We start from the raw sequence: 24631 nt of genomic DNA on the forward strand, positions 1-24631 counted from the left end.
CGTGTTATTCGGTTTCCAGATCGATATCGATGCCGAGGGAACGAATTTCTTTGATCAACACGTTGAAGGACTCGGGCATGCCCGGCTCCATACGGTGATCGCCGTCCACGATGTTTTTGTACATCTTGGTCCGGCCGTTCACATCGTCCGACTTCACTGTGAGCATTTCTTGCAGAGTGTATGCAGCACCGTATGCTTCCAGTGCCCAGACCTCCATCTCCCCGAAACGCTGACCACCGAACTGAGCCTTACCACCCAGCGGCTGCTGGGTAACCAGGCTGTACGAACCGGTAGAACGAGCGTGCATCTTGTCGTCTACCAAGTGGTTCAGCTTCAGCATGTACATGTAGCCAACAGTAACCGGGCGCTCGAACTTGTTGCCGGTACGGCCGTCGAACAGCTGCATCTGGCCGCTTTCTGGCAGGTCTGCCAGTTTCAGCATGGCCTTGATTTCGCTTTCCTTGGCACCGTCGAAAACCGGGGTAGCCATTGGAACGCCGCCGCGCAGGTTCTTCGCCAGATCCAGGATTTCCTGGTCAGAGAAGGTGTCCAGCTCTTCGTTGCGACCGCCGATCTCGTTGTAGATCTCGTGCAGGAACTTACGCAGGTCTGCGACCTTGCGCTGCTCTTCGATCATACGGTTGATCTTCTCGCCCAGACCTTTGGCTGCGAGGCCCAGGTGGGTTTCAAGGATCTGGCCAACGTTCATACGCGAAGGTACGCCCAACGGGTTGAGGACGACGTCGACCGGGGTGCCATTGGCATCGTGCGGCATGTCTTCAACCGGCATGATCACGGAGACCACACCCTTGTTACCGTGACGACCGGCCATTTTGTCGCCCGGCTGGATGCGGCGACGGATTGCCAGGTAAACCTTGACGATTTTCAGCACGCCTGGAGCCAGGTCATCGCCCTGCTGCAGTTTGCGCTTCTTGTCTTCGAACTTGTCGTCCAGCAGACGGCGACGATCGACGATGTAGGCCTGAGCCTTCTCGAGCTGCTCGTTCAGAGCATCTTCAGCCATGCGCAGTTTGAACCACTGGCCGTGCTCAAGACCGTCGAGAACTTCGTCGGTGATGTCCTGACCTTTCTTCAGGCCTGCACCGCCTTCGGCCTTGTGACCTACCAGGGCGGAACGCAGACGTTCGAAGGTCGCGCCTTCAACGATACGGAACTCTTCGTTCAGGTCCTTGCGGATCTCGTCGAGCTGGGTCTTCTCGATGGACAGTGCACGAGCATCACGCTCGACGCCGTCACGGGTGAAGACCTGTACGTCGATGACAGTACCCTTGGTACCAGTAGGTACACGCAGGGAAGTGTCTTTAACGTCGCTGGCTTTTTCACCGAAGATCGCACGCAACAGCTTCTCTTCCGGAGTCAGTTGGGTCTCGCCTTTCGGAGTGACCTTACCAACCAGGATGTCGCCAGCGCCGACTTCAGCACCTACGTAAACGATACCGGCTTCGTCCAGCTTGTTCAGTGCAGCCTCACCCACGTTCGGGATGTCTGCAGTGATCTCCTCTGGCCCAAGCTTGGTATCACGTGCCACACAGGTCAGTTCCTGGATGTGGATCGTGGTAAAGCGGTCTTCTTGAACAACACGCTCGGACAGGCAGATGGAGTCTTCGAAGTTGAAGCCGTTCCATGCCATGAACGCGATACGCATGTTCTGACCCAGTGCCAGTTCACCCATGTCGGTGGACGGGCCGTCGGCCATGATGTCGCTACGCTGAACGCGATCACCCTTGCTCACCAGCGGACGCTGGTTGATGCAGGTGTTCTGGTTCGAGCGGGTGTATTTGGTCAGGTTGTAGATATCGACACCGGCTTCGCCAGTTTCAACTTCGTCATCGGCAACACGAACCACGATACGGCTGGCATCAACGGAGTCGATCACGCCACCACGACGAGCCACGACGCAAACGCCGGAGTCACGGGCTACGTTACGCTCCATGCCGGTACCTACCAGCGGCTTGTCAGCGCGCAGGGTTGGTACAGCTTGACGCTGCATGTTGGAACCCATCAACGCACGGTTGGCGTCATCGTGTTCCAGGAACGGGATCAACGACGCTGCCACCGAAACAACCTGCTTCGGCGAAACGTCCATCAAGGTGACGTCTTCCGGCGCCTTGACGGTGAACTCGTTCAAGTGACGAACAGCTACCAGCTCGTCGATCAGGACTTTCTTGTCGTTCATCGTGGCCGAAGCCTGAGCGATCACGTGATCAGCTTCTTCGATGGCGGACAGGAATACGATCTCGTCGGTGACCAGGGCGTCTTTCACCACGCGGTACGGGCTCTCGAGGAAGCCGTACTGGTTGGTGCGCGCATAAGCGGCCAGTGAGTTGATCAGACCGATGTTCGGACCTTCCGGCGTTTCGATCGGGCAAACACGACCGTAGTGCGTCGGGTGTACGTCCCGAACTTCAAAGCCAGCACGCTCACGAGTCAGACCGCCCGGGCCCAGTGCGGATACACGGCGCTTGTGGGTGATCTCGGAGAGCGGGTTGTTCTGGTCCATGAACTGCGAGAGCTGGCTGGAGCCGAAGAACTCTTTCACCGCCGCAGCCACTGGCTTGGCGTTGATCAGGTCTTGCGGCATCAGGCCTTCGCTTTCGGCCATCGACAGACGCTCTTTGACCGCACGCTCAACACGTACCAGGCCAACGCGGAACTGGTTCTCGGCCATTTCGCCTACGCAGCGAACACGACGGTTACCCAGGTGGTCGATGTCATCGACAATGCCTTTGCCGTTACGGATGTCCACCAGGGTCTTGAGGACCGCAACGATGTCTTCCTTGCACAGCACGCCCGAACCTTCGATCTCGGTACGACCGATACGACGGTTGAACTTCATCCGGCCGACCGCAGACAGGTCATAGCGCTCAGGGCTGAAGAACAGGTTGTTGAACAGGGTCTCGGCAGCGTCTTTGGTTGGTGGCTCGCCAGGACGCATCATGCGATAGATCTCGACCAGCGCTTCCAATTGGTTGCTGGTGGAGTCGATCTTCAAGGTGTCGGAAACGAACGGACCGCAGTCGATGTCGTTGGTGTACAGAGTCTCGATGCGAACAACCTGGGCCTTGGCGATCTTTGCCAGGATTTCGGTGTTCAGCTCGGTGTTGCACTCAGCCAGGATCTCGCCTGTGGCCGGGTGAACGATGACCTTGGCGGTAGTGCGACCCAGGACGTAGTCCAGAGGCACTTCCAGCGACTTGATACCGGCTTTTTCGATCTGGTTGATATGGCGCGCAGTAATACGACGACCAGCTTCAACGATGACCTTGCCATTTTCGTCTTGAATGTCCAAGACGGCAATTTCACCACGCAGACGCGATGCGATCAGCTCCAGGCTGAGGGTTTCATCCTTCAGGCTGAACACGTTGGTGGTGTAGAAAGCATCCAGCACTTGTTCAGTGGTGTAGCCGAGCGCGCGCAGCAATACCGAAGCCGGCAGCTTGCGACGACGGTCGATACGTACGAACACACAGTCTTTCGGGTCGAACTCGAAGTCCAACCACGAGCCGCGGTACGGAATGATCCGCGCGGAGTACAGGAGCTTGCCGGAGCTGTGCGTCTTGCCGCGGTCGTGGTCGAAGAACACGCCCGGGGAACGGTGCAGCTGGGAAACGATAACACGCTCGGTACCGTTGATAACGAAGGTACCGTTTTCAGTCATCAACGGGATTTCGCCCATGTAGACTTCTTGCTCTTTGATGTCCTTGATCGCTTTGTTCGACGATTCTTTGTCGAAAATGATCAGACGGACTTTTACCCGCAAAGGTACGGCGTACGTAACACCGCGCAACACGCATTCTTTGACATCAAATGCCGGTTCGCCCAGGCGATAACCGACGTACTCCAGCGCAGCATTGCCGGAGTAGCTGATGATCGGGAAAACGGATTTGAAGGCCGCATGCAGGCCCACGTCGCGGAACTGATCTTTGGTCGCTCCCGCCTGCAAGAATTCACGATACGAATCCAGCTGGATAGCCAGAAGGTACGGGACATCCATGACGTCCGGCAACTTGCTAAAGTCCTTGCGGATACGTTTTTTCTCAGTATATGAGTAAGCCATCAGCGTTCCCCAGCTTGGTCACCTGCTTGTTTGGCCCTCCCGACGGGAGCAGCCAGAAAATCTTGCAAACCCCATGGTTTGCACCACCGCATCGGGTGGCTACAGCGCGTTAATGGCGGCGACCGAGTCGACAGCCAAGAACGGAAAAAGGCCGGTGGCAAGAGCCACCAGCCATCAGCCTTCAGCTTAACGCTTGGGCTGGAGACGCAAGGTCGATGCTTACTTCAGCTCGACTTTAGCGCCTGCTTCTTCCAGAGTAGCTTTGGCTTTTTCAGCTGCGTCTTTCGACACTGCTTCCAGAACCTGGGCAGGAGCACCGTCAACTACTGCCTTGGCTTCTTTCAGGCCCAGACCGGTCAGTTCACGTACTGCCTTGATCACGTTTACTTTCTTCTCGCCAGCTTCCAGCAGCATGACGTTGAATTCGGTTTGCTCTTCAGCAGCAACAGCAGCAACTGCTGGACCAGCCGAAGCAGCGGCAGCGGAAACGCCGAATTTTTCTTCGAAAGCTTTGATCAGCTCAACAACCTGCAGAACCGACATTTCAGCTACGGCGTTGAGGATATCGTCTTGGGAGATAGACATTGCTGTATTTCCTGAATTGGGGGACGGCCTACGCGGCCATCGAAATAAACAAAAATACGCGAGAGAAAATGCTCAGCCTTAGGCTGCGGCAGCTTCTTTTTGCTCGCGAACTGCAGCCAGAGTACGAGCCAGCTTGCTGGTAGCGCCTTGAATCACGCTCATCAGCTGCGAAATAGCTTCGTTACGGGTCGGCAGTGTTGCCAGTACGTCGATTTGGTTAGCTGCGAGGAACTTGCCCTCGAACGCAGCTGCCTTGATCTCGAACTTATCCTGACTCTTGGCGAATTCCTTGAACAAACGGGCAGCAGCGCCTGGATGGTCCTTGGAGAACGCGATCAGAGTCGGGCCGGTGAACACGTCGTTGAGGACACTGTATTCAGTGTCAGCAACAGCGCGCTTGAGCAGGGTGTTACGTACAACACGTACGTATACGCCAGCTTCACGAGCCTCTTTACGGAGTCCGGTCATAGCGCCTACTGTCACACCACGGGCATCAGCCACGACAGCGGACAGAGCAGCTTTGGCAGCCTCGTTGACTTCAGCGACGATGGCCTTCTTGTCTTCGAGATTAATTGCCACGGGTTTAACTCCTGCTTGTTACCGTTTCATCTGGCCTAGGCCGGATGTCGTTTTGGTGTCTGATTCGGTAAGGAACCGGGAGCACCATCTGCGTAGGCTTGATGGTTTAAGACTTGCGTCGCCTACGGTCTTGGATAGCCCCCGCCAGGCAGGGACCCCAATTTTTCAATTGGCGCAATCACTTGCGCCAACCTGTGTCTTATACGTCCAGCGAACCCTGGTCGATGACCAGACCTGGGCCCATAGTGGTGCTCAGGGTAACGCGCTTGACGTAGATACCTTTCGAAGAAGCTGGCTTGATACGCTTCAGATCAGCGATCAGGGCTTCAACGTTTTCCTTCAGCTTGACGGCGTCAAAGCCGACTTTGCCAACGGAAGTGTGAATGATGCCGTTTTTGTCGGTGCGATAACGAACCTGACCAGCCTTGGCGTTTTTAACCGCGGTAGCTACGTCTGGAGTTACGGTGCCGACTTTAGGGTTAGGCATCAGGCCACGTGGACCGAGGATCTGACCCAACTGACCTACAACGCGCATTGCATCCGGGGAAGCAATAACAACGTCGTAGTTCAGGTCGCCGCCTTTCATTTCGGCAGCCAGGTCGTCCATGCCAACGCGATCGGCGCCGGCGGCCAGAGCAGCTTCAGCTGCAGGGCCTTGGGTGAAGACAGCAACACGTACAGTCTTGCCAGTACCGTGTGGCAGCACAGTAGCGCTACGAACGACCTGGTCGGATTTACGTGGGTCAACACCCAGGTTTACAGCAACGTCAACGGACTCGCTGAACTTGACAGTCGACAGCTCGGTCAGCAGAGCAGCGGCGTCTACAAAGTTGTAGGCCTTGCCTGCTTCGATTTTGCCGGCGATAGCCTTTTGGCGCTTGGTCAGCTTAGCCATTACACACCCTCCACGTTAAGGCCCATGCTACGAGCAGAACCGGCGATGGTACGCACGGCTGCATCCATATCAGCTGCAGTCAGATCCGCGTTTTTGGTTTTCGCGATTTCTTCCAGCTGAGCACGAGTTACGGTGCCAACCTTAACGGTGTTAGGACGAGCGGAACCGCTGGTCAGACCAGCAGCTTTCTTCAACAGAACCGAAGCCGGGGTCGACTTGGTTTCGAAAGTGAAGCTACGGTCGCTGTATACAGTGATGATCACTGGAGTCGGCAGACCTGGCTCAAGACCCTGAGTACGGGCGTTGAAGGCTTTGCAGAACTCCATGATGTTCACGCCGTGCTGACCCAGAGCTGGACCGACGGGTGGGCTTGGGTTGGCCTGAGCGGCCTTCACTTGCAGCTTGATGTAAGCGGTAATCTTCTTGGCCATGAGGCACTCCAATTACGGGTTCAAGCGCCTCGAAAGGCTCCCCGGTTACTTGCGCGTTTATCCCAGTGACGACAAAACCCCACAGCCTTGGGCTGCGGGGTTGGGATGCGTTTCCAGCTAGACCTTCTCGACCTGGCTGAACTCCAACTCTACCGGAGTAGAGCGTCCGAAAATGAGCACAGCCACTTGGATCCGGCTCTTTTCGTAGTTAACCTCTTCGACAGTACCGTTGAAATCAGCAAACGGACCATCGGTAACACGAACAACCTCACCAGGCTCGAACAACGTCTTCGGCTTCGGCTTGTCACTACCGTCAGCAACACGGCGCAGAATAGCTTCTGCTTCCTTGTCGGTAATCGGCGCAGGTTTATCAGCAGTACCACCGATAAAGCCCATGACGCGAGGAGTGTCCTTGACCAAGTGCCAAGTACCCTCATTCATGTCCATCTGTACCAGCACATAGCCAGGGAAGAACTTGCGTTCGCTTTTGCGCTTCTGGCCATTCCGCATTTCAACCACTTCTTCAGTGGGAACCAGAATTTCGCCGAAGCCATCTTCCATGCCTGCCAGCTTTACGCGCTCTAGCAAAGAGCGCATGACATGCTTCTCGTAACCCGAGTAAGCATGCACAACGTACCAACGCTTAGCCACGGGACACCCTTAGCCAACAATCAAGGAAACAAGCCAGCCGAGCAGGGAGTCAAGCCCCCACAACAGCAACGCCATAACCAGAACAACAGCCACAACAATCAACGTGGTCTGCGTGGTTTCTTGGCGAGTCGGCCAAACGACTTTACGGATCTCGGTGCGAGCCTCCTTAACCAGCACTGCGAAAGACTTGCCCTTGGCAGTCTGCAGACCTATAAAGGCAGCTACAGCAGCAAGAGCGAGCAAAGCGAGCACACGGTACAGGATCGGCGAAGCAGAATAATACTGGTTGCCAACAACGCCCACGACCACCAAAGCGACGACAGCGAGCCACTTTACCAGATCGAAACGAGAGCTTTGAGCTTCAGCCTTAGGAGTCATCTATGAAGATCCTGTGAAAAGAAAGCCAGACACACCAAGTGAATCTGGCAGGTCAGGAGGGAATCGAACCCCCAACCTACGGTTTTGGAGACCGTCGCTCTGCCAATTGAGCTACTGACCTAAAACAAAATCAGGCCGACCATTATGCAGGCCTGAAAAAGACTTTACAACAACCAACCCCAATAGACTTGAAATCACCCAACATGAAGCCAGGCAGAACAAAAACAAGCCGAGACAGCTGTTAAAACAAAGGCAGATATTTGCATATCTGCCTTGTTATATGGAGCTCTTGAGCGGATTTGAACCGCTGACCTCACCCTTACCAAGGGTGTGCTCTACCAACTGAGCTACAAGAGCAAAACAACGCGCACAACCTGCAAGCATGGAGCGGGTAGCGGGAATCGAACCCGCATCATCAGCTTGGAAGGCTGAGGTTCTACCATTAAACTATACCCGCGGAGCTTGCAGCTCACGCTAAAAATGGTGGAGGGGGAAGGATTCGAACCTTCGAAGTCGTAGACGTCAGATTTACAGTCTGATCCCTTTGGCCGCTCGGGAACCCCTCCTAAGCGAGCCGGCATTTTACATCACGCCGACCTTCTGTCAAGCATTTTCTCATTAAAAATATGAGGTTAGCTGCGTTGACGGTGCTTCATAGCATTTCCCTCAAGAGGTCATCACTGCGAAGCGGGCGCCATTCTATGCAAACTATTCGACAGTTGCAATGCCCTCACACGGCATTATTTTATGTTTTAACTCATTGAATTCGTTAGCAAGGCTTTCAAAGGGCAGATCGTCCGCCAATTGCCTGCTTTCAGGCGCTACGCGCAGCCAAAATGTCGAGACACCGGATTTGACCAACGGAAGCATTTTGACCCTGATATCGAGGCTGATCAGCCGCTGCTCTACAAACTGCGCATCATTCTGGCTGGCAAAGCCGCCAATATACAGGCAGCTGTCTTGCCCTCCTGGAGCCCTGGATCTATCGCGGCGCACCATCGCGTCAGCAGACTCACTCAGCAACCGGATATCCTGCTGGGGCCCGCGATAGAGCGACAACGGCGTTACATCCTTCGCGCGCAACGGGGCTTCTTGCTGGTGCCATACGTAATAAAAGATATTGAGAACGAGCAGTAACAGGAACAACCAACGCATAGAGACCTCAGGATAAAGGGCACGCCATAGCCAAACCGACGAAAACCAGATCCGGAACAAGCTCTGCCTGCGGCACAACGGCCGACACCAAACCGGCATCCCCCCCCGTCAGGAACACTGTGAAATCCTCCCCCCAATAGCTTCGAGCCACCTCCAGCTGCGTTAACACAAACCCCCTCAACATCAGCGTGCAGCCCCGCTCTACCGCCTCAACGGTTGTGCGGCCAGGACGCAGGCACTCTAGTGCTTGCTCGGCAGCCTCATCGTTGTAGCGAATCCTGCGCGTGTGCGTTCGCAGTTGGTTGCGCATTAGCGGCAACCCAGGACAAATGAAGCCACCTAGATGTTCGCCATCCGCGGCAATAAAATCCGCAGTTGCCGCCGTACCAAAGTCGAGCACCAGGCAGGCACCCGACGCTAGCTTAAAACCACCCAGCATTGCCAACCAACGATCGAGACCAAGACGTTCAAAATCTCCATAGCCGTTACGCACTCCCCCCATCTGTCGCGCAGGCGCAGCACACGAGACAGTAACGTTGAACGCTAGCACCAGAGCATCGACCAGTTTTGCGGTTTCCTCAGGAGCCCGAACACTTACAAGACGGCAACGCGTCAGCACCATACCAGGAGCCGCGACCAGACTCGCAATCAATGCAGCGTCCGACTCGGCAATACCTTCTACACGGGTAGCTGCCGTAATTGAGTCAAGTACGCGCCACTTGATAAAACTATTCCCACAGTCGAGCTCAAGAATCATCACGCAACCTCAGACTTAGCTCACCACCGCTGAATATTGTTTCAACACCGTCCACACTCAAACGCAGCGCACCCTGACCATCGACACCCAGCACCACTCCGTCAATTTGATTAAGTCCTGCGATGATAGACGCCGACCGCCCCTGCCAAAGGTGATTCAACTCCCACTCCTTTTGGAGCGCAGCGAAGCCATAGACCCTATGCCGATCCAGATAGTCTTTTAACTGCCCCCCCAGGTGCGCCACCAATTGATTACGATTCACCGGAGCGCCAGTTTCAAGCTGCACGGAAGTCCATTGCTGATCGACATCCACCGCGTTGCGCATGTTCACGTTGATACCTATACCCAGGACAACGTGACAAATATCCGCAGGATCTCCCACCAACTCCAGCAGGATACCGGCAATCTTCTTCTGCCCCACCAAAACGTCATTTGGCCATTTCAGGCCCGCATTCTGCACCCCAGAGGCCCGGAGCGCCTGCATAACCGCCAAACCGACAACCAGACTCAGGCCCTCCAACTGCCGCAAACCACCTTCGATGCGCAAGACAAGGCTGTAATAGATATTCTGAGCAAAAGGGCTCACCCAGTTGCGCCCACGCCTTCCCCTGCCGGCCGTTTGCTGCTCTGCGAGCACCAGGAACGGCGCAGCCTGACCCTCGCCAATAAGACGTAGAGCTTCGGCATTAGTGGAGTCAATGGACTCAGATATGTGGACAGGCCAATCCGAAGAAGGCGTACTCGTCAGGATTTCGTCCGCATCCAGCAGGATCAGCGGGGACGCCAGTTGATAACCCTTACCCCGAACCTTATGGATAGGTAGATTCAACTCGGCCTCAAGATGCTGGAGCTGCTTCCATACAGCGCTGCGACTGATGCCCAGGGCAGCACCAAGCGCCTCTCCGGAATGGAATCGGCCATCTTTCAGAAGCTTTAACAACGTCAGCATGCAAGTATCGCCTCACAATAAGGCACGCATGATAGCCATGCGGAGGGTCATTGCATAGAAAGGCCAGGTTTTAGTATTGAAGAGCGCTACAGTTGGCCACCAATTGCCACTTTTCAGCGGCTTGAAGGCAACCGCCGCACTTTTCGACCGTCCAAAACAAAACCCCATCTGCTTTCGCAAATGGGGTTTCGGAATTTAATCTTGACGATGACCTACTCTCACATGGGGAAACCCCACACTACCATCGGCGATGCATCGTTTCACTACTGAGTTCGGGATGGGATCAGGTGGTTCCAATGCTCTATGGTCGTCAAGAAATTCGGGTACTGAGTCGTGACCAGATGGCCTCGCTTCAGCAAATTGGGTATGTGACAGCGTTCGGTGTTTTGTGAGCGCAAACTTTCGGTTTGTATCGTCTTCACACACCGCAATCTGATGCTCTTTCGAGTACTCAAATTGCTTGGGTGTTATATGGTCAAGCCTCACGGGCAATTAGTATTGGTTAGCTCAACGCCTCACAGCGCTTACACACCCAACCTATCAACGTCGTAGTCTTCGACGGCCCTTCAGGGAACTCAAGGTTCCAGTGAGATCTCATCTTGAGGCTAGTTTCCCGCTTAGATGCTTTCAGCGGTTATCTATTCCGAACATAGCTACCCGGCAATGCCACTGGCGTGACAACCGGAACACCAGAGGTTCGTCCACTCCGGTCCTCTCGTACTAGGAGCAGCCCCTCTCAAATCTCAAACGTCCACGGCAGATAGGGACCGAACTGTCTCACGACGTTCTAAACCCAGCTCGCGTACCACTTTAAATGGCGAACAGCCATACCCTTGGGACCGGCTTCAGCCCCAGGATGTGATGAGCCGACATCGAGGTGCCAAACACCGCCGTCGATATGAACTCTTGGGCGGTATCAGCCTGTTATCCCCGGAGTACCTTTTATCCGTTGAGCGATGGCCCTTCCATACAGAACCACCGGATCACTAAGACCTACTTTCGTACCTGCTCGACGTGTCTGTCTCGCAGTCAAGCGCGCTTTTGCCTTTATACTCTACGACCGATTTCCGACCGGTCTGAGCGCACCTTCGTACTCCTCCGTTACTCTTTAGGAGGAGACCGCCCCAGTCAAACTACCCACCATACACTGTCCTCGATCCGGATAACGGACCTGAGTTAGAACCTCAAAGTTGCCAGGGTGGTATTTCAAGGTTGGCTCCACGCGAACTGGCGTCCACGCTTCAAAGCCTCCCACCTATCCTACACAAGCAAATTCAAAGTCCAGTGCAAAGCTATAGTAAAGGTTCACGGGGTCTTTCCGTCTAGCCGCGGATACACTGCATCTTCACAGCGATTTCAATTTCACTGAGTCTCGGGTGGAGACAGCGCCGCCATCGTTACGCCATTCGTGCAGGTCGGAACTTACCCGACAAGGAATTTCGCTACCTTAGGACCGTTATAGTTACGGCCGCCGTTTACCGGGGCTTCGATCAAGAGCTTCGCGTTAGCTAACCCCATCAATTAACCTTCCGGCACCGGGCAGGCGTCACACCCTATACGTCCACTTTCGTGTTTGCAGAGTGCTGTGTTTTTAATAAACAGTCGCAGCGGCCTGGTATCTTCGACCGGCATGAGCTTACGGAGCAAGTCCTTCACCCTCACCGGCGCACCTTCTCCCGAAGTTACGGTGCCATTTTGCCTAGTTCCTTCACCCGAGTTCTCTCAAGCGCCTTGGTATTCTCTACCCAACCACCTGTGTCGGTTTGGGGTACGGTTCCTGGTTACCTGAAGCTTAGAAGCTTTTCTTGGAAGCATGGCATCAACCACTTCGTCATCTAAAAGATGACTCGTCATCAGCTCTCGGCCTTAGAATCCCGGATTTACCTAAGATTCCAGCCTACCACCTTAAACTTGGACAACCAACGCCAAGCTGGCCTAGCCTTCTCCGTCCCTCCATCGCAATAACCAGAAGTACAGGAATATTAACCTGTTTTCCATCGACTACGCTTTTCAGCCTCGCCTTAGGGACCGACTAACCCTGCGTCGATTAACGTTGCGCAGGAAACCTTGGTCTTTCGGCGTGGGTGTTTTTCACACCCATTGTCGTTACTCATGTCAGCATTCGCACTTCTGATACCTCCAGCAAGCTTCTCAACTCACCTTCACAGGCTTACAGAACGCTCCTCTACCGCATCATCCTAAGATGATACCCGTAGCTTCGGTGTATGGTTTGAGCCCCGTTACATCTTCCGCGCAGGCCGACTCGACTAGTGAGCTATTACGCTTTCTTTAAAGGGTGGCTGCTTCTAAGCCAACCTCCTAGCTGTCTAAGCCTTCCCACATCGTTTCCCACTTAACCATAACTTTGGGACCTTAGCTGACGGTCTGGGTTGTTTCCCTTTTCACGACGGACGTTAGCACCCGCCGTGTGTCTCCCATGCTCGGCACTTGTAGGTATTCGGAGTTTGCATCGGTTTGGTAAGTCGGGATGACCCCCTAGCCGAAACAGTGCTCTACCCCCTACAGTGATACATGAGGCGCTACCTAAATAGCTTTCGAGGAGAACCAGCTATCTCCGAGCTTGATTAGCCTTTCACTCCGATCCACAGGTCATCCGCTAACTTTTCAACGGTAGTCGGTTCGGTCCTCCAGTTAGTGTTACCCAACCTTCAACCTGCCCATGGATAGATCGCCCGGTTTCGGGTCTATTCCCAGCGACTAGACGCCCTATTAAGACTCGCTTTCGCTACGCCTCCCCTATTCGGTTAAGCTCGCCACTGAAAATAAGTCGCTGACCCATTATACAAAAGGTACGCAGTCACCCAACAAAGTGGGCTCCCACTGCTTGTACGCATACGGTTTCAGGATCTATTTCACTCCCCTCTCCGGGGTTCTTTTCGCCTTTCCCTCACGGTACTAGTTCACTATCGGTCAGTCAGTAGTATTTAGCCTTGGAGGATGGTCCCCCCATATTCAGACAAAGTTTCTCGTGCTCCGTCCTACTCGATTTCATGACTAAGAGATTTTCGCGTACAGGGCTATCACCCACTATGGCCGCACTTTCCAGAGCGTTCCGCTAATCTCAAAACCACTTAAGGGCTAGTCCCCGTTCGCTCGCCACTACTAAGGGAATCTCGGTTGATTTCTTTTCCTCAGGGTACTTAGATGTTTCAGTTCCCCTGGTTCGCCTCTTGCACCTATGTATTCAGTACAAGATAACCATCTTATGATGGCTGGGTTCCCCCATTCAGACATCTCCGGATCAAAGTCTGTTTGCCGACTCCCCGAAGCTTTTCGCAGGCTACCACGTCTTTCATCGCCTCTGACTGCCAAGGCATCCACCGTATGCGCTTCTTCACTTGACCATATAACCCCAAGCAATCTGGTTATACTGTGAAGACAACATTCGCCGAAAATTCGCAATTACTCACAAATTTTACCTTAGCCTGATCCGTTACCAGTGAAAGTAACGTCCAGTCTATCTTTCTATCACATACCCAAATTTTTAAAGAACGATCTAATCAAAGACTAGAAATCAATATTCGCTTAAGAATATTCATTTCTAAACTCTAACAAGTAGAAGCAGTTAATGGTGGAGCCAAACGGGATCGAACCGTTGACCTCCTGCGTGCAAGGCAGGCGCTCTCCCAGCTGAGCTATGGCCCCGCTTTTTAACGGGTTGCGACACTAAAATTGGTGGGTCTGGGCAGATTCGAACTGCCGACCTCACCCTTATCAGGGGTGCGCTCTAACCAACTGAGCTACAGACCCAATTTTGATGCGTTACGCAATCAAACTTGAAGCTTGTAGCTTAAAGCTTGAAGCTGCTTCTATCGTCTTCTTCAATGAATCAAGCAATTCGTGTGGGAACTTATGGAGCAGCTGATGTCGTCGATTAAGGAGGTGATCCAGCCGCAGGTTCCCCTACGGCTACCTTGTTACGACTTCACCCCAGTCATGAATCACACCGTGGTAACCGTCCTCCCGAAGGTTAGACTAGCTACTTCTGGTGCAACCCACTCCCATGGTGTGACGGGCGGTGTGTACAAGGCCCGGGAACGTATTCACCGCGACATTCTGATTCGCGATTACTAGCGATTCCGACTTCACGCAGTCGAGTTGCAGACTGCGATCCGGACTACGATCGGTTTTGTGGGATTAGCTCCACCTCGCGGCTTGGCAACCCTCTGTACCGACCATTGTAGCACGTGTGTAGCCCAGGCCGTAAGGGCCATGATGACTTGACGTCATCCCCACCTTCCTCCGGTTTGTCACCGGCAGTCTCCTTAGAGTGCCCACCATGACGTGCTGGTAACTAAGGACAAGGGTTGCGCTCGTTACGGGACTTAACCCAACATCTCACGACACGAGCTGACGACAGCCATGCAGCACCTGTCTCAATGTTCCCGAAGGCACCAATCTATCTCTAGAAAGTTCATTGGATGTCAAGGCCTGGTAAGGTTCTTCGCGTTGCTTCGAATTAAACCACATGCTCCACCGCTTGTGCGGGCCCCCGTCAATTCATTTGAGTTTTAACCTTGCGGCCGTACTCCCCAGGCGGTCAACTTAATGCGTTAGCTGCGCCACTAAGAGCTCAAGGCTCCCAACGGCTAGTTGACATCGTTTACGGCGTGGACTACCAGGGTATCTAATCCTGTTTGCTCCCCACGCTTTCGCACCTCAGTGTCAGTATCAGTCCAGGTGGTCGCCTTCGCCACTGGTGTTCCTTCCTATATCTACGCATTTCACCGCTACACAGGAAATTCCACCACCCTCTACCATACTCTAGTCAGTCAGTTTTGAATGCAGTTCCCAGGTTGAGCCCGGGGATTTCACATCCAACTTAACAAACCACCTACGCGCGCTTTACGCCCAGTAATTCCGATTAACGCTTGCACCCTCTGTATTACCGCGGCTGCTGGCACAGAGTTAGCCGGTGCTTATTCTGTCGGTAACGTCAAAATTGCAGAGTATTAATCTACAACCCTTCCTCCCAACTTAAAGTGCTTTACAATCCGAAGACCTTCTTCACACACGCGGCATGGCTGGATCAGGCTTTCGCCCATTGTCCAATATTCCCCACTGCTGCCTCCCGTAGGAGTCTGGACCGTGTCTCAGTTCCAGTGTGACTGATCATCCTCTCAGACCAGTTACGGATCGTCGCCTTGGTGAGCCATTACCCCACCAACTAGCTAATCCGACCTAGGCTCATCTGATAGCGCAAGGCCCGAAGGTCCCCTGCTTTCTCCCGTAGGACGTATGCGGTATTAGCGTCCGTTTCCGAACGTTATCCCCCACTACCAGGCAGATTCCTAGGCATTACTCACCCGTCCGCCGCTCTCAAGAGAAGCAAGCTTCTCTCTACCGCTCGACTTGCATGTGTTAGGCCTGCCGCCAGCGTTCAATCTGAGCCATGATCAAACTCTTCAGTTCAAACATCTTTGGGTTTTTAAGAAACCCTAAACTTGGCTCAGCAATCGTTGGTTACATCTTTGATTTCTCGCGGAGTAACTTGTGATGCTGATAATCTTGTTGACTATCAGTCTGACTCCACAAGCACCCACACGAATTGCTTGATTCAGTTGTTAAAGAGCGGTTGGTTAAGATCTTTCGTCTCAACCGAGGCGCGCATTCTACAGCAGCCTCTGTTGCTGTCAAGCGGTTATTTTAAGAAGTTTTCAAAGTTTCCTCTGCAACTTCAACCACTTGCGCTTCCGATCTCTCGTTAGCGGGAGGCGAATTCTACAGCGTTACACGCTGCTGTCAACACCTCTTTTTCTCCGCTTTCGACCGAGAAGATCGAACCGTTAATAGAGCCAAACAACCTTGCTCTACCAACTCCTTCCAGGCTTCGATGATCTGAAGCAGGTCGCTGTCGAATTCCGCATAACTCTTTGTTTACCAAGGAGTTTTCCGTTTCGACTGCGCCGGAAGTGGGGCGAATTATAGACAGATATAAATCGCCGTCAACAGTTAATTTCAGGTTTATTCCGATTTAAGCGTAATACGCGCAAATGCCTTCTTCCCAGCCTGGCAAACATGCGTCGCGCCCAGCTCGTACATAAAAGTGCGATCCACTACCTCACCATCTACACGCACACCGCCAGATCCCAACAGGTCACGCGCAACGGCAGAGTTCTTTACCAAGCCCGCCTTATTAAGGACAGCAGCAATTGGCATCGCCTCGCCGGCGGTCAACTCGACCTCAGGAAGATCATCTGGCAGTTCACCGTCTTTCATACGATTGCCTGCAGCACGGTGAGCATTGGCCGCAGCCTCTTCACCATGGAAGCGCGCAACAATTTCTTCGGCCAGCTTGATCTTGACGTCTCGCGGATTGGCTCCCGCCTCGACATCGGCACGTAGCGCATTGATCTCATCCATCGAACGAAAGCTAAGCAGCTCAAAGTAACGCCACATCAATGCATCAGGGATGGAGACCAGCTTGCCATACATGACACCCGGCGCTTCCTGGATACCAACGTAGTTACCCAGGGACTTGGACATCTTCTTGACGCCATCCAATCCTTCGAGCAACGGCATGGTCAGGATGCACTGGGCCTCCTGGCCATATGAACGCTGCAGCTCACGCCCCATCAGCAGATTGAATTTCTGATCCGTACCACCCAGCTCCACATCCGCCCGCAACGCCACCGAGTCATAACCTTGCACCAACGGGTACAGGAACTCATGGATCGCAATCGGTTGATTGGTGGAGTAACGCTTGTCGAAATCATCCCGCTCAAGCATGCGCGCAACGGTGTACTGAGAGGTCAACCGAATAAAGTCCGCCGGCCCCATCTGATCCATCCAGGTGGAGTTGAAGGCGACTTCAGTCTTGGCCGGATCGAGGATTTTGAAAACCTGAGCCTTATAGGTCTCGGCGTTATCGAGAACCTGCTCACGAGTCAGCGGCGGACGCGTGGTGCTTTTGCCACTCGGATCACCGATCATCCCGGTAAAGTCACCTATAAGGAAGATCACCTGATGTCCCAGCTCCTGGAACTGACGCAGCTTATTAATAAGCACGGTGTGACCCAGGTGCAGATCCGGCGCAGTAGGATCAAAGCCAGCCTTAATACGCAGGGGTTGGCCACGCTTGAGCTTCTCAATCAGCTCGGCCTCGACCAACAGTTCTTCCGCACCACGTTTGATCAGCGCTAGCTGCTCTTCAACCGACTTCATAACAGACCCGCAAGGCTCAGATTCAAAGGGAACCAACCATACAAGATCAGGGACTAATTACAAGTTTTGCCCTGCAAACGGACACCATTCGGCAAGCCCAGCGTTCGCAAGCTTGCACCACAGATGATTTGGTTATATTTTATACAGTTATTTCATCTTCATCATGTCATTCATCTTTTCCATTTCATCTTTTCAAAGTCAAAATTACCTATGACCACTGAACCGTCTAAAGCGCCACCGCTTTACCCGAAGACCCACCTGCTCGCTGCAAGTGGTATCGCCGCCCTTCTCAGCCTGGCACTTCTGGTATTCCCTTCCAGCGACGTAGAAGCCAAACGAACGACCCTGACGCTTGATTTGGATAGCCCGATTGAACAACTGACACAAGATCAAGACGCTTCCGACGCTCAACAAGCCACAATTGAAACCGCCGAATCCCCGTTCGCACAGATTGAAGGCGCCAAGGAAAACACCGAAACCGCCCAGGCGGCTCCTGCCCCCGAGGTCGCGAGAGCTCCGGCACACCGCGAAGTGACGGTGGCCAAAGGCGACACGCTGTCAACACTCTTTGAAAAAGTCGGCCTTCCGGCCGCGGCCGTTAATGACGCACTGGCCAGCGATAAGCGAGCCAAGCAGTTCACTCGACTCAAGCGCGGCCAAAAGCTCAACTTCGAACTGAGCCCGGATGGCCAGTTGACCACCTTGCACACCAATCTCAACGACCTGGAAAGCATCAGCCTGACCAAAGGCGCCAAGGGCTTTGTCTTCAATCGCGTTACCACCAAGCCCGCAGTACGCTCTGCCTACGTCCACGGCGTGATCAACAGCTCCCTTTCGCAATCCGCAGCACGCGCAGGCCTGCCTCATAGCCTGACCATGGACATGGCAAGCGTGTTTGGCTACGACATCGATTTCGCCCAGGACATCCGCCAAGGCGATGAATTTGATGTGATCTACGAACAGAAGATGGCCAATGGCAAGGTTGTCGGCACCGGCAACATTCTGTCAGCGCGTTTCACCAACCGCGGCAAGACCTACACAGCGGTGCGCTACACCAACAAACAAGGCAACAGCAGCTACTACACCGCCAGCGGCAATAGCATGCGTAAAGCCTTCATTCGCACCCCAGTGGACTTCGCTCGTATTAGCTCGCGTTTCTCCATGGGCCGCAAGCACCCAATTCTGAACAAAATTCGTGCCCATAAAGGCGTGGATTATGCAGCACCGCGCGGCACTCCCATCAAGGCCGCCGGCGATGGAAAGGTTCTGCTGGCCGGTCGCCGCGGGGGTTACGGCAATACTGTCATCATCCAGCACGGCAATAGCTACCGCACGCTGTATGGCCATATGCAAGGTTTTGCCAAAGGTGTGAAGACGGGCGGCAGCGTCAAGCAAGGCCAGATAATCGGGTATATCGGGACAACCGGCCTCTCTACCGGACCGCACTTGCATTATGAGTTCCAGGTCAATGGCGTGCATGTCGACCCACTGGGTCAAAAACTCCCCATGGCCGATCCAATAGCCAAAGGCGAGCGCGCTCGGTTCATGCAACAAAGCCAACCATTGATGGCACGCATGGACCAGGAACGAGCGACCATGCTGGCCTCGGCGAAGCGCTGAGTCATGCCGCTTTATATAGGAGTGATGTCCGGGACCAGCCTTGATGGCCTGGACATTGCGCTGATCCAGCAGGACCCGGCGATCAAGCTGATCGCCACTCACTACATCCCCATGCCCGAACCTCTGCGTGTCGAATTGCTGGGCCTGTGCAGCAGCGGCCAGGATGAGATTGCCCGTTCGGCAATTGCCCAGCAAAACTGGGTAACACTTGCCGCCCAGGGGATTCGCACATTGCTTGAACAGCAGGGGCTTGCCCCTCACGACATACGGGCCATTGGCAGTCATGGGCAGACCATTCGCCACGAACCTGCACGCGGTTTTACCGTGCAGATCGGGAACCCAGCATTACTGACCGAGCTGACCGATATAACTGTCGTCAGTGACTTTCGCAGCCGCGATGTGGCTGCTGGAGGCCAGGGCGCGCCACTGGTCCCCGCATTTCATGAAGCCCTGTTCGGCGAACACAGCGGCAACCACGCAGTACTGAATGTCGGCGGTTTCAGCAACCTCAGCCTGATCGAAACCGCAAAGCCTGTCGCCGGCTTTGACTGTGGCCCAGGCAACGTCCTGCTGGATGCCTGGATTCACCTCAATCGCGGCGAAAGCTTTGACCGTGGCGGCCAGTGGGCGGCCGGCGGGAAGGTCGAACCCACGCTGCTCAAGGCACTGCTCAGCGACCCCTTCTTCAGCACCCAGGGCCCAAAAAGCACCGGTCGCGAAGTCTTCAACCTGCCTTGGCTGAAGCGTCATCTTGCTCGGCTTGCCCACTTCGAGCCTCAAGACGTTCAAGCCACACTACTGGAACTCACGGCACTGACCATCGTCGAGTCGCTGCAAGCTGCACAAAAGCAGACCGAAACGCTATTGGTTTGCGGCGGAGGCGCCCATAACACGGCATTGATGAGCCGCCTCAGCGCCATGCTGCCCGCCACACGCGTCAGCAGCACTGCCACCCACGGGGTTGAGCCCGACTGGGTTGAGGCCATGGCCTTCGCCTGGCTGGCCCATTGCTGCCTTGAAGGTATCTGCGCCAATCGTCCAAGCGTGACCGGCGCGCGCGGCCTGCGCGTACTTGGTGCTATCTACCCCGCCTGAGCCGCAAATAGCAAAACGCCGCACGATTCCTGAGAGCCGTGCGGCGTTTTGCCCAATCTGATACTGATCAGATAGAGAACGACGAACCGCAACCACACGTAGTAGTGGCGTTCGGATTCTTGATCACAAAGCGCGAGCCTTCCAAACCTTCCTGGTAATCCACCTCTGCGCCCGCCAAGTACTGGAAGCTCATTGGGTCCACAACCAGGCTGACGCCCTCGCGCTCAACGATGGTGTCGTCATCGGCCACATCTTCATCGAAGGTGAAACCATACTGGAACCCGGAACAACCACCGCCCGTAACAAATACGCGCAGCTTCAAGCGATCATTACCCTCTTCATCGACCAGGCTCTTCACCTTGTGCGCGGCACCGTGGGTGAATTGCAAAGCCGTGGGGGTGAAGGATTCAACGCTCATGCCAATAATCTCCCGGCGTAACGCCGCCATATGCGTAATGGCGATCATTATCCGCTTCTCCTAGAAAAGCGGTCAACTATTGTTACGGTATATCAATCAACGCAGCAGCCATTAAAAATACAAAAGGCCCGATCAACGGGCCTTTTGTATAGCTGCAATTACCTTACGGCATCATGCCTGCGTGAGACAAACCCAGCTTCTCATCAAGCCCGAACAGGATATTCATATTCTGTACAGCCTGGCCCGATGCACCCTTGACGAGGTTGTCGATGACCGAAAGTACAACCACCAAGTCACCATCCTGCGGACGATGCACAGCGATACGGCACACGTTGGCGCCGCGCACGCTGCGGGTTTCCGGGTGGCTGCCGGCGGGCATCACATCGACGAACGGCTCGTTGGCATAACGCTTTTCAAACAGCGCTTGCAGATCGACCGAACGATCTACAACGGTTGCGTACAGCGTCGAGTGAATCCCACGAATCATCGGAGTCAGATGCGGCACGAACGTCAGGCCCACATCCTGGCCTGCCGCACGGCGCAGGCCTTGGCGAATTTCAGGCAGGTGGCGATGCCCTTTAACCGCATAAGCCTTCATGCTTTCCGAGGTCTCGGAGTACAAAGATCCCACTGCCGCACCACGGCCAGCACCGCTGACACCCGACTTGCAGTCAGCAATCAAGCGCGAAGTATCTGCCAGCCCGGCCTCCAACAGGGGCAAAAAGCCCAGTTGCGTAGCGGTTGGGTAGCAGCCCGGCACCGCAATCAAGCGCGCCTGCCTGATTTGCGCGCGATTGACTTCCGGCAGGCCATAAACCGCCTCTTCAAGCAGTTGCGGAGCACCGTGGGGCTGGCCGTACCACTTGGCCCACTCATCTGCATCCTGCAGACGGAAGTCCGCGGATAGGTCAATCACTTTAGTTCCGGCAGCCAACAAGTCACCCGCCAGGGCGTGAGCAACGCCGTGAGGTGTCGCAAAGAACACTACATCGCACGCCCCCAGGGTATGGATATCTGGAACGCTGAACGCCAGGCCGTCGTAATGACCGCGCAGATTGGGATACATATCGGCAACGGCCATCCCGGCCTCGGATCGGGAGGTGATAACCACCACCTCTGCCTGCGGGTGCTGAGCCAGCAGACGCAGCAATTCGACACCGGTGTAACCCGTGCCGCCGACGATACCGACCTTGACCATAAACATGCCCTCAACGAACCCACTGGAAAGCCGTCGATAATAGGGGCCGTATCGTTCTGCGACAACCGCCAAGGTGACGTGCGGGCGCTCTAAGCTCTACTATCTCCGGTTACCGTGAACCTGGGAATAACTAGAATGCTCTATCTATGGATCAAAGCCTTTCACATCATCAGCATGGTCTGCTGGTTTGCCGGACTGTTTTACCTACCACGCTTGTTCGTTTACCACACCCAAAGCGAAGACAGCATCAGCAAGGAACGTTTCTGCATCATGCAGCGCAAGCTGTACCGCGGCATCATGCTGCCGGCAATGCTCGCCACGCTGGTATTTGGCATCTGGCTGATCAGCCTCAACCCAAGCGTGTTCAGCCAAGGCGGCTGGATGCACGCCAAGCTGACTCTGGTAGTACTCCTGATCGGCTACCACCACATGTGCGGCGCGCAGGTAAAACGCTTCGCACGTGGCGAAAACACCCGCAGCCATGTCTTTTATCGCTGGTTCAATGAAGTGCCAGTTTTGATATTGCTGGCTATCGTAATTTTGGTCGTCGTAAAACCGTTTTAACTCTCATCAGTTGCACTCTATACGGGGTACTTCCAATGTCGTTGCCCGCTTTGCTTGAACAACGTTTGCGTCTGCCTGTAGTGGCGGCGCCGATGTTCCTGATCTCCAACCCACAATTGGTCCTGGCCTGCTGCCGCAACGGCGTGGTCGGAAGTTTCCCCGCCCTCAACCAGCGCGAAAGCAGCGGTTTCAAAGCCTGGCTGGAAGAAATCGAGGCGGGCCTGAAACTGCTCGACAACCCTGCACCGTACGCGGTCAACCTGATTGTGCATAACAGCAACCCACGCCTGGAGGCCGACCTGGCGATTTGCGTCGAGCACAAGGTGCCTATTGTCATCACCAGCCTGGGTGCGGTGAAAGAGTTGGTGGACGCCGTACACAGTTACGGTGGGCTGGTCTTTCACGACGTAACCACAAGGCGCCACGCAGAGAAAGCCGCCGAAGCAGGTGTTGATGGCCTGATTGCCGTGGCGGCAGGCGCTGGTGGCCACGCTGGCACCTGGAGTCCCTTTTCGCTTATCGCCGAAATTCGCCAGTTCTTCGACAAAACCCTCCTGCTGGCCGGCTGCCTGAACCACGGACACGAGATCCTCGCGGCGCAACTGCTCGGGGCAGACCTCGCCTATTTCGGTACGCGTTTTATCGGCACCACCGAAAGCCACGCTCCGCAGGCCTATAAAGAGATGCTGCTGACGTCGCGCGCCGCAGATATCGTGCACACTCCCGCCGTTTCCGGGGTACCCGCGAGCTTTATGCGCCAAAGCCTGGAAAACGCCGGTTTCGACCTTGCTGCCTTGCAAGGCAAGGGCGAAGTCAATTTCGGCTCCAAGCTAAAACCTCTGAGCGACGAGGCCAAAGCCTGGAAGACCGTATGGTCGGCAGGCCAAGGCGTCGGCGAGATAACAGACCTACCCGGCGTGGATGAACTAGTCGCCCGACTGGATGCCGAATACCGCAAGGCGCTCGAAAGCTCGGTACAACTGTCGACGCGTTGGCCGCGCTGATTGAGCAGCAATCCTTAGCCTGTCGATCGGGGCAGGCATTTATACTGGCGACACCTTCCTATTCAAGTGACAAGGATGCCCGCATGAGCGACAACCGTTTCAAGATTGTGTTTGATGGCGCATTGCGGCCTGGTGTAGAAGCCAGCACAGCCAAGCTGAACCTCGCCGAGCTGTTCAAAAGCAATGTCGAAGCCATTGAAAAGCTATTTACCGGGCGCCCGGTCGCACTCAAACGCGACCTGTCTCACGCAGACGCCCAAACCTATCTTGAAGCGCTGAGCAATACCGGGATTGAGGCACGTATCGAAGCCGAAACACCGGTCGCCTTCAATCTGGCCGAGACACACGAAACCCACTCCGAAAGCACCAGTTCGGCAACATCACCCTACGCGCCACCCCGCGCTGCAGTGGGTGAAGACCTGCCAGAGTTCTCGACGCTGAAAGTCTTCACCGTCAACGGACGTATCGGCCGACTGCGTTTTCTGGCCTGGACGCTAGTGCTAACGCTGGTGATGCTCGCCGTTGTGGGCGCTGTATTCACCGTTGGCCTGGGTATCGCGGCAGTTTCCTCCACGATAGCTATGGTACTCGGCGGCCTTGTGGGGTTCGCCCTTGCTGTTGCATTTGTCTGGGTCAGTGTGCAGATTACCGTGCAACGCTTGCATGACCTGGGCTGGTCCGGTTGGCTGTGGTTCCTCAATCTGGTGCCATTCGTTGGGAGTATTTTCCCGATCCTGCTGATGGTGCTGCCAGGCAACAATGGCGCCAACCAATATGGCGCGCCGCCGCCACGTAACAGCACCTCTGTAAAAGTACTGGCCGTCATGTGGCTGGCACTGATCCCGCTGCTGTTCTCCGCCGTCCTGCTCTCGGGCCTGACCGGTATGCTCGACGAGTTGGAAGGTAACGTGGACAGCAGCTATGAAAGCAGCTCCATGACCACCGACGACGAGGCTGCCCAGGGCGCTATCGTTGGTGAAGAAGATGTGCAAAGTGCTGATGAAGCGGCCGAACCTGTAGACTCTGCGCAAGAATGAAGAAACACGCCGCGCCTGTGATGCCTTTGTCACAGGCGCGGCGGTGTTGCGA

At 54.8% G+C, this 24631-nt stretch carries 18 protein-coding genes, 6 tRNA genes and 3 rRNA genes; 5 read left to right on the forward strand and 22 right to left on the reverse strand.

Annotated elements, in window-relative coordinates; translation table 11 throughout:
* Positions 1–4: 4 nt before the first annotated feature.
* The 20 genes from rpoB to tyrS all read right to left on the reverse strand — a co-directional run bounded on the left by rpoB (position 5) and on the right by tyrS (position 17643).
* Positions 5–4078 carry a DNA-directed RNA polymerase subunit beta gene (gene rpoB / locus OQ460_RS21960; protein WP_122540638.1) on the reverse strand — a complete coding sequence of 1358 codons (4074 nt, stop codon included), beginning with the start codon at positions 4076–4078 and terminating at the stop codon, positions 5–7.
* A gap of 219 nt (positions 4079–4297) precedes the next feature.
* Positions 4298–4663, reverse strand: a complete 366-nt coding sequence (gene rplL / locus OQ460_RS21965; protein WP_410019395.1) for a 50S ribosomal protein L7/L12 — start codon at positions 4661–4663, stop codon at positions 4298–4300.
* Between the two features lie 78 nt (positions 4664–4741).
* Entirely contained in the window at positions 4742–5242 is a 501-nt protein-coding gene (gene rplJ / locus OQ460_RS21970; protein ID WP_003176433.1) for a 50S ribosomal protein L10, read from the reverse strand.
* 199 nt (positions 5243–5441) lie between these two features.
* Entirely contained in the window at positions 5442–6137 is a 696-nt protein-coding gene (gene rplA, locus OQ460_RS21975) for a 50S ribosomal protein L1 (RefSeq protein WP_003232403.1), read from the reverse strand.
* The gene (gene rplK / locus OQ460_RS21980) at positions 6137–6568 is read right to left on the reverse strand and encodes a 50S ribosomal protein L11 (RefSeq protein WP_003176435.1); all 432 of its coding nucleotides are present in this window, start codon (positions 6566–6568) and stop codon (positions 6137–6139) included. The genes rplA and rplK overlap by 1 nt, the downstream gene beginning before the upstream one ends.
* A gap of 117 nt (positions 6569–6685) precedes the next feature.
* Complete coding sequence (gene nusG, locus OQ460_RS21985) at positions 6686–7219, reverse strand: transcription termination/antitermination protein NusG (protein ID WP_003176436.1); 534 nt, start codon at positions 7217–7219, stop codon at positions 6686–6688.
* Positions 7220–7228: 9 nt separating this feature from the next.
* Entirely contained in the window at positions 7229–7597 is a 369-nt protein-coding gene (secE, locus tag OQ460_RS21990; protein ID WP_076952596.1) for a preprotein translocase subunit SecE, read from the reverse strand.
* A 45-nt stretch (positions 7598–7642) separates the two neighbouring features.
* A tRNA-Trp gene (locus OQ460_RS21995) sits at positions 7643–7718 on the reverse strand.
* Positions 7719–7878: 160 nt separating this feature from the next.
* Positions 7879–7954 (reverse strand) — tRNA-Thr (locus OQ460_RS22000).
* A gap of 26 nt (positions 7955–7980) precedes the next feature.
* Positions 7981–8054, reverse strand: a tRNA-Gly gene (locus tag OQ460_RS22005).
* 24 nt (positions 8055–8078) lie between these two features.
* Positions 8079–8163: transfer RNA gene (locus OQ460_RS22010), tRNA-Tyr, on the reverse strand.
* Between the two features lie 142 nt (positions 8164–8305).
* On the reverse strand, positions 8306–8752 hold the full coding sequence (locus tag OQ460_RS22015) for a hypothetical protein (RefSeq protein WP_410019396.1): 447 nt from the start codon (positions 8750–8752) through the stop codon (positions 8306–8308).
* Between the two features lie 7 nt (positions 8753–8759).
* Entirely contained in the window at positions 8760–9509 is a 750-nt protein-coding gene (locus OQ460_RS22020) for a pantothenate kinase (RefSeq protein WP_410019397.1), read from the reverse strand.
* Positions 9499–10458 (reverse strand): bifunctional biotin--[acetyl-CoA-carboxylase] ligase/biotin operon repressor BirA, encoded by a 960-nt coding sequence (gene birA, locus OQ460_RS22025; RefSeq protein WP_410019398.1) that lies wholly within the window; start codon positions 10456–10458, stop codon positions 9499–9501. The genes OQ460_RS22020 and birA overlap by 11 nt, the downstream gene beginning before the upstream one ends.
* A 199-nt stretch (positions 10459–10657) precedes the next feature.
* Positions 10658–10773: ribosomal RNA gene (gene rrf / locus OQ460_RS22030) — 5S ribosomal RNA — on the reverse strand.
* A gap of 156 nt (positions 10774–10929) precedes the next feature.
* A 23S ribosomal RNA gene (locus OQ460_RS22035) occupies positions 10930–13823 on the reverse strand.
* Positions 13824–14048: 225 nt separating this feature from the next.
* Positions 14049–14124, reverse strand: a tRNA-Ala gene (locus OQ460_RS22040).
* Between the two features lie 28 nt (positions 14125–14152).
* Positions 14153–14229 (reverse strand) — tRNA-Ile (locus tag OQ460_RS22045).
* A 125-nt stretch (positions 14230–14354) separates the two neighbouring features.
* Positions 14355–15891 (reverse strand): 16S ribosomal RNA (locus tag OQ460_RS22050).
* Together the 16S, 23S and 5S rRNA genes with 2 tRNA genes alongside form the textbook arrangement of a ribosomal RNA operon.
* A 552-nt stretch (positions 15892–16443) precedes the next feature.
* Positions 16444–17643, reverse strand: coding sequence for a tyrosine--tRNA ligase (tyrS, locus tag OQ460_RS22055; RefSeq protein ID WP_410019399.1), 1200 nt, complete (start codon positions 17641–17643; stop codon positions 16444–16446).
* Positions 17644–17853: 210 nt separating this feature from the next.
* On the opposite strand from tyrS, the gene OQ460_RS22060 reads away from it, so the two are divergent.
* Positions 17854–19263 carry a peptidoglycan DD-metalloendopeptidase family protein gene (locus OQ460_RS22060; protein WP_410022084.1) on the forward strand — a complete coding sequence of 470 codons (1410 nt, stop codon included), beginning with the start codon at positions 17854–17856 and terminating at the stop codon, positions 19261–19263.
* 3 nt (positions 19264–19266) lie between these two features.
* Complete coding sequence (locus tag OQ460_RS22065; RefSeq protein WP_410019400.1) at positions 19267–20358, forward strand: anhydro-N-acetylmuramic acid kinase; 1092 nt, start codon at positions 19267–19269, stop codon at positions 20356–20358.
* A 67-nt stretch (positions 20359–20425) separates the two neighbouring features.
* On the opposite strand, the gene erpA is transcribed toward OQ460_RS22065, so the two are convergent.
* Together erpA and argC are read right to left on the reverse strand one after the other, a co-directional pair.
* Positions 20426–20776, reverse strand: a complete 351-nt coding sequence (gene erpA / locus OQ460_RS22070; protein ID WP_003176443.1) for an iron-sulfur cluster insertion protein ErpA — start codon at positions 20774–20776, stop codon at positions 20426–20428.
* A gap of 163 nt (positions 20777–20939) precedes the next feature.
* Positions 20940–21974, reverse strand: coding sequence for an N-acetyl-gamma-glutamyl-phosphate reductase (gene argC, locus OQ460_RS22075; RefSeq protein ID WP_410019401.1), 1035 nt, complete (start codon positions 21972–21974; stop codon positions 20940–20942).
* Positions 21975–22109: 135 nt separating this feature from the next.
* On the opposite strand from argC, the gene hemJ reads away from it, so the two are divergent.
* The 3 genes from hemJ (at position 22110) to OQ460_RS22090 (ending at position 24579) form a co-directional block, all read left to right on the forward strand.
* Positions 22110–22538 (forward strand): protoporphyrinogen oxidase HemJ, encoded by a 429-nt coding sequence (hemJ, locus tag OQ460_RS22080; protein ID WP_410019402.1) that lies wholly within the window; start codon positions 22110–22112, stop codon positions 22536–22538.
* A gap of 35 nt (positions 22539–22573) precedes the next feature.
* Positions 22574–23542, forward strand: coding sequence for an NAD(P)H-dependent flavin oxidoreductase (locus OQ460_RS22085; protein WP_410019403.1), 969 nt, complete (start codon positions 22574–22576; stop codon positions 23540–23542).
* 83 nt (positions 23543–23625) lie between these two features.
* Entirely contained in the window at positions 23626–24579 is a 954-nt protein-coding gene (locus OQ460_RS22090; RefSeq protein ID WP_410019404.1) for a DUF805 domain-containing protein, read from the forward strand.
* The last annotated feature ends 52 nt before the right edge of the window (positions 24580–24631 follow it).

Origin of the sequence: Pseudomonas imrae, assembly GCF_046352735.2 — a bacterium.
Lineage (GTDB): Bacteria > Pseudomonadota > Gammaproteobacteria > Pseudomonadales > Pseudomonadaceae > Aquipseudomonas > Aquipseudomonas imrae.

Excerpts from the sequence above, each read along its gene's own strand:
- tyrS (WP_410019399.1), bottom strand. The coding sequence starts at position 17,643 with ATGAAGTCGGTTGAAGAGCAGCTAGCGCTGATCAAACGTGGTGCGGAA.
- rplL (WP_410019395.1), bottom strand. The coding sequence starts at position 4,663 with ATGTCTATCTCCCAAGACGATATCCTCAACGCCGTAGCTGAAATGTCG.
- OQ460_RS22085 (WP_410019403.1), top strand. The coding sequence starts at position 22,574 with ATGTCGTTGCCCGCTTTGCTTGAACAACGTTTGCGTCTGCCTGTAGTG.
- rplA (WP_003232403.1), bottom strand. The coding sequence starts at position 6,137 with ATGGCTAAGCTGACCAAGCGCCAAAAGGCTATCGCCGGCAAAATCGAA.
- rplK (WP_003176435.1), bottom strand. The coding sequence starts at position 6,568 with ATGGCCAAGAAGATTACCGCTTACATCAAGCTGCAAGTGAAGGCCGCT.
- erpA (WP_003176443.1), bottom strand. The coding sequence starts at position 20,776 with ATGAGCGTTGAATCCTTCACCCCCACGGCTTTGCAATTCACCCACGGT.
- birA (WP_410019398.1), bottom strand. The coding sequence starts at position 10,458 with ATGCTGACGTTGTTAAAGCTTCTGAAAGATGGCCGATTCCATTCCGGA.
- argC (WP_410019401.1), bottom strand. The coding sequence starts at position 21,974 with ATGGTCAAGGTCGGTATCGTCGGCGGCACGGGTTACACCGGTGTCGAA.
- secE (WP_076952596.1), bottom strand. The coding sequence starts at position 7,597 with ATGACTCCTAAGGCTGAAGCTCAAAGCTCTCGTTTCGATCTGGTAAAG.
- OQ460_RS22065 (WP_410019400.1), top strand. The coding sequence starts at position 19,267 with ATGCCGCTTTATATAGGAGTGATGTCCGGGACCAGCCTTGATGGCCTG.
- OQ460_RS22090 (WP_410019404.1), top strand. The coding sequence starts at position 23,626 with ATGAGCGACAACCGTTTCAAGATTGTGTTTGATGGCGCATTGCGGCCT.
- OQ460_RS22020 (WP_410019397.1), bottom strand. The coding sequence starts at position 9,509 with ATGATTCTTGAGCTCGACTGTGGGAATAGTTTTATCAAGTGGCGCGTA.
- OQ460_RS22060 (WP_410022084.1), top strand. The coding sequence starts at position 17,854 with ATGACCACTGAACCGTCTAAAGCGCCACCGCTTTACCCGAAGACCCAC.
- rpoB (WP_122540638.1), bottom strand. The coding sequence starts at position 4,078 with ATGGCTTACTCATATACTGAGAAAAAACGTATCCGCAAGGACTTTAGC.
- hemJ (WP_410019402.1), top strand. The coding sequence starts at position 22,110 with ATGCTCTATCTATGGATCAAAGCCTTTCACATCATCAGCATGGTCTGC.
- OQ460_RS22015 (WP_410019396.1), bottom strand. The coding sequence starts at position 8,752 with ATGCGTTGGTTGTTCCTGTTACTGCTCGTTCTCAATATCTTTTATTAC.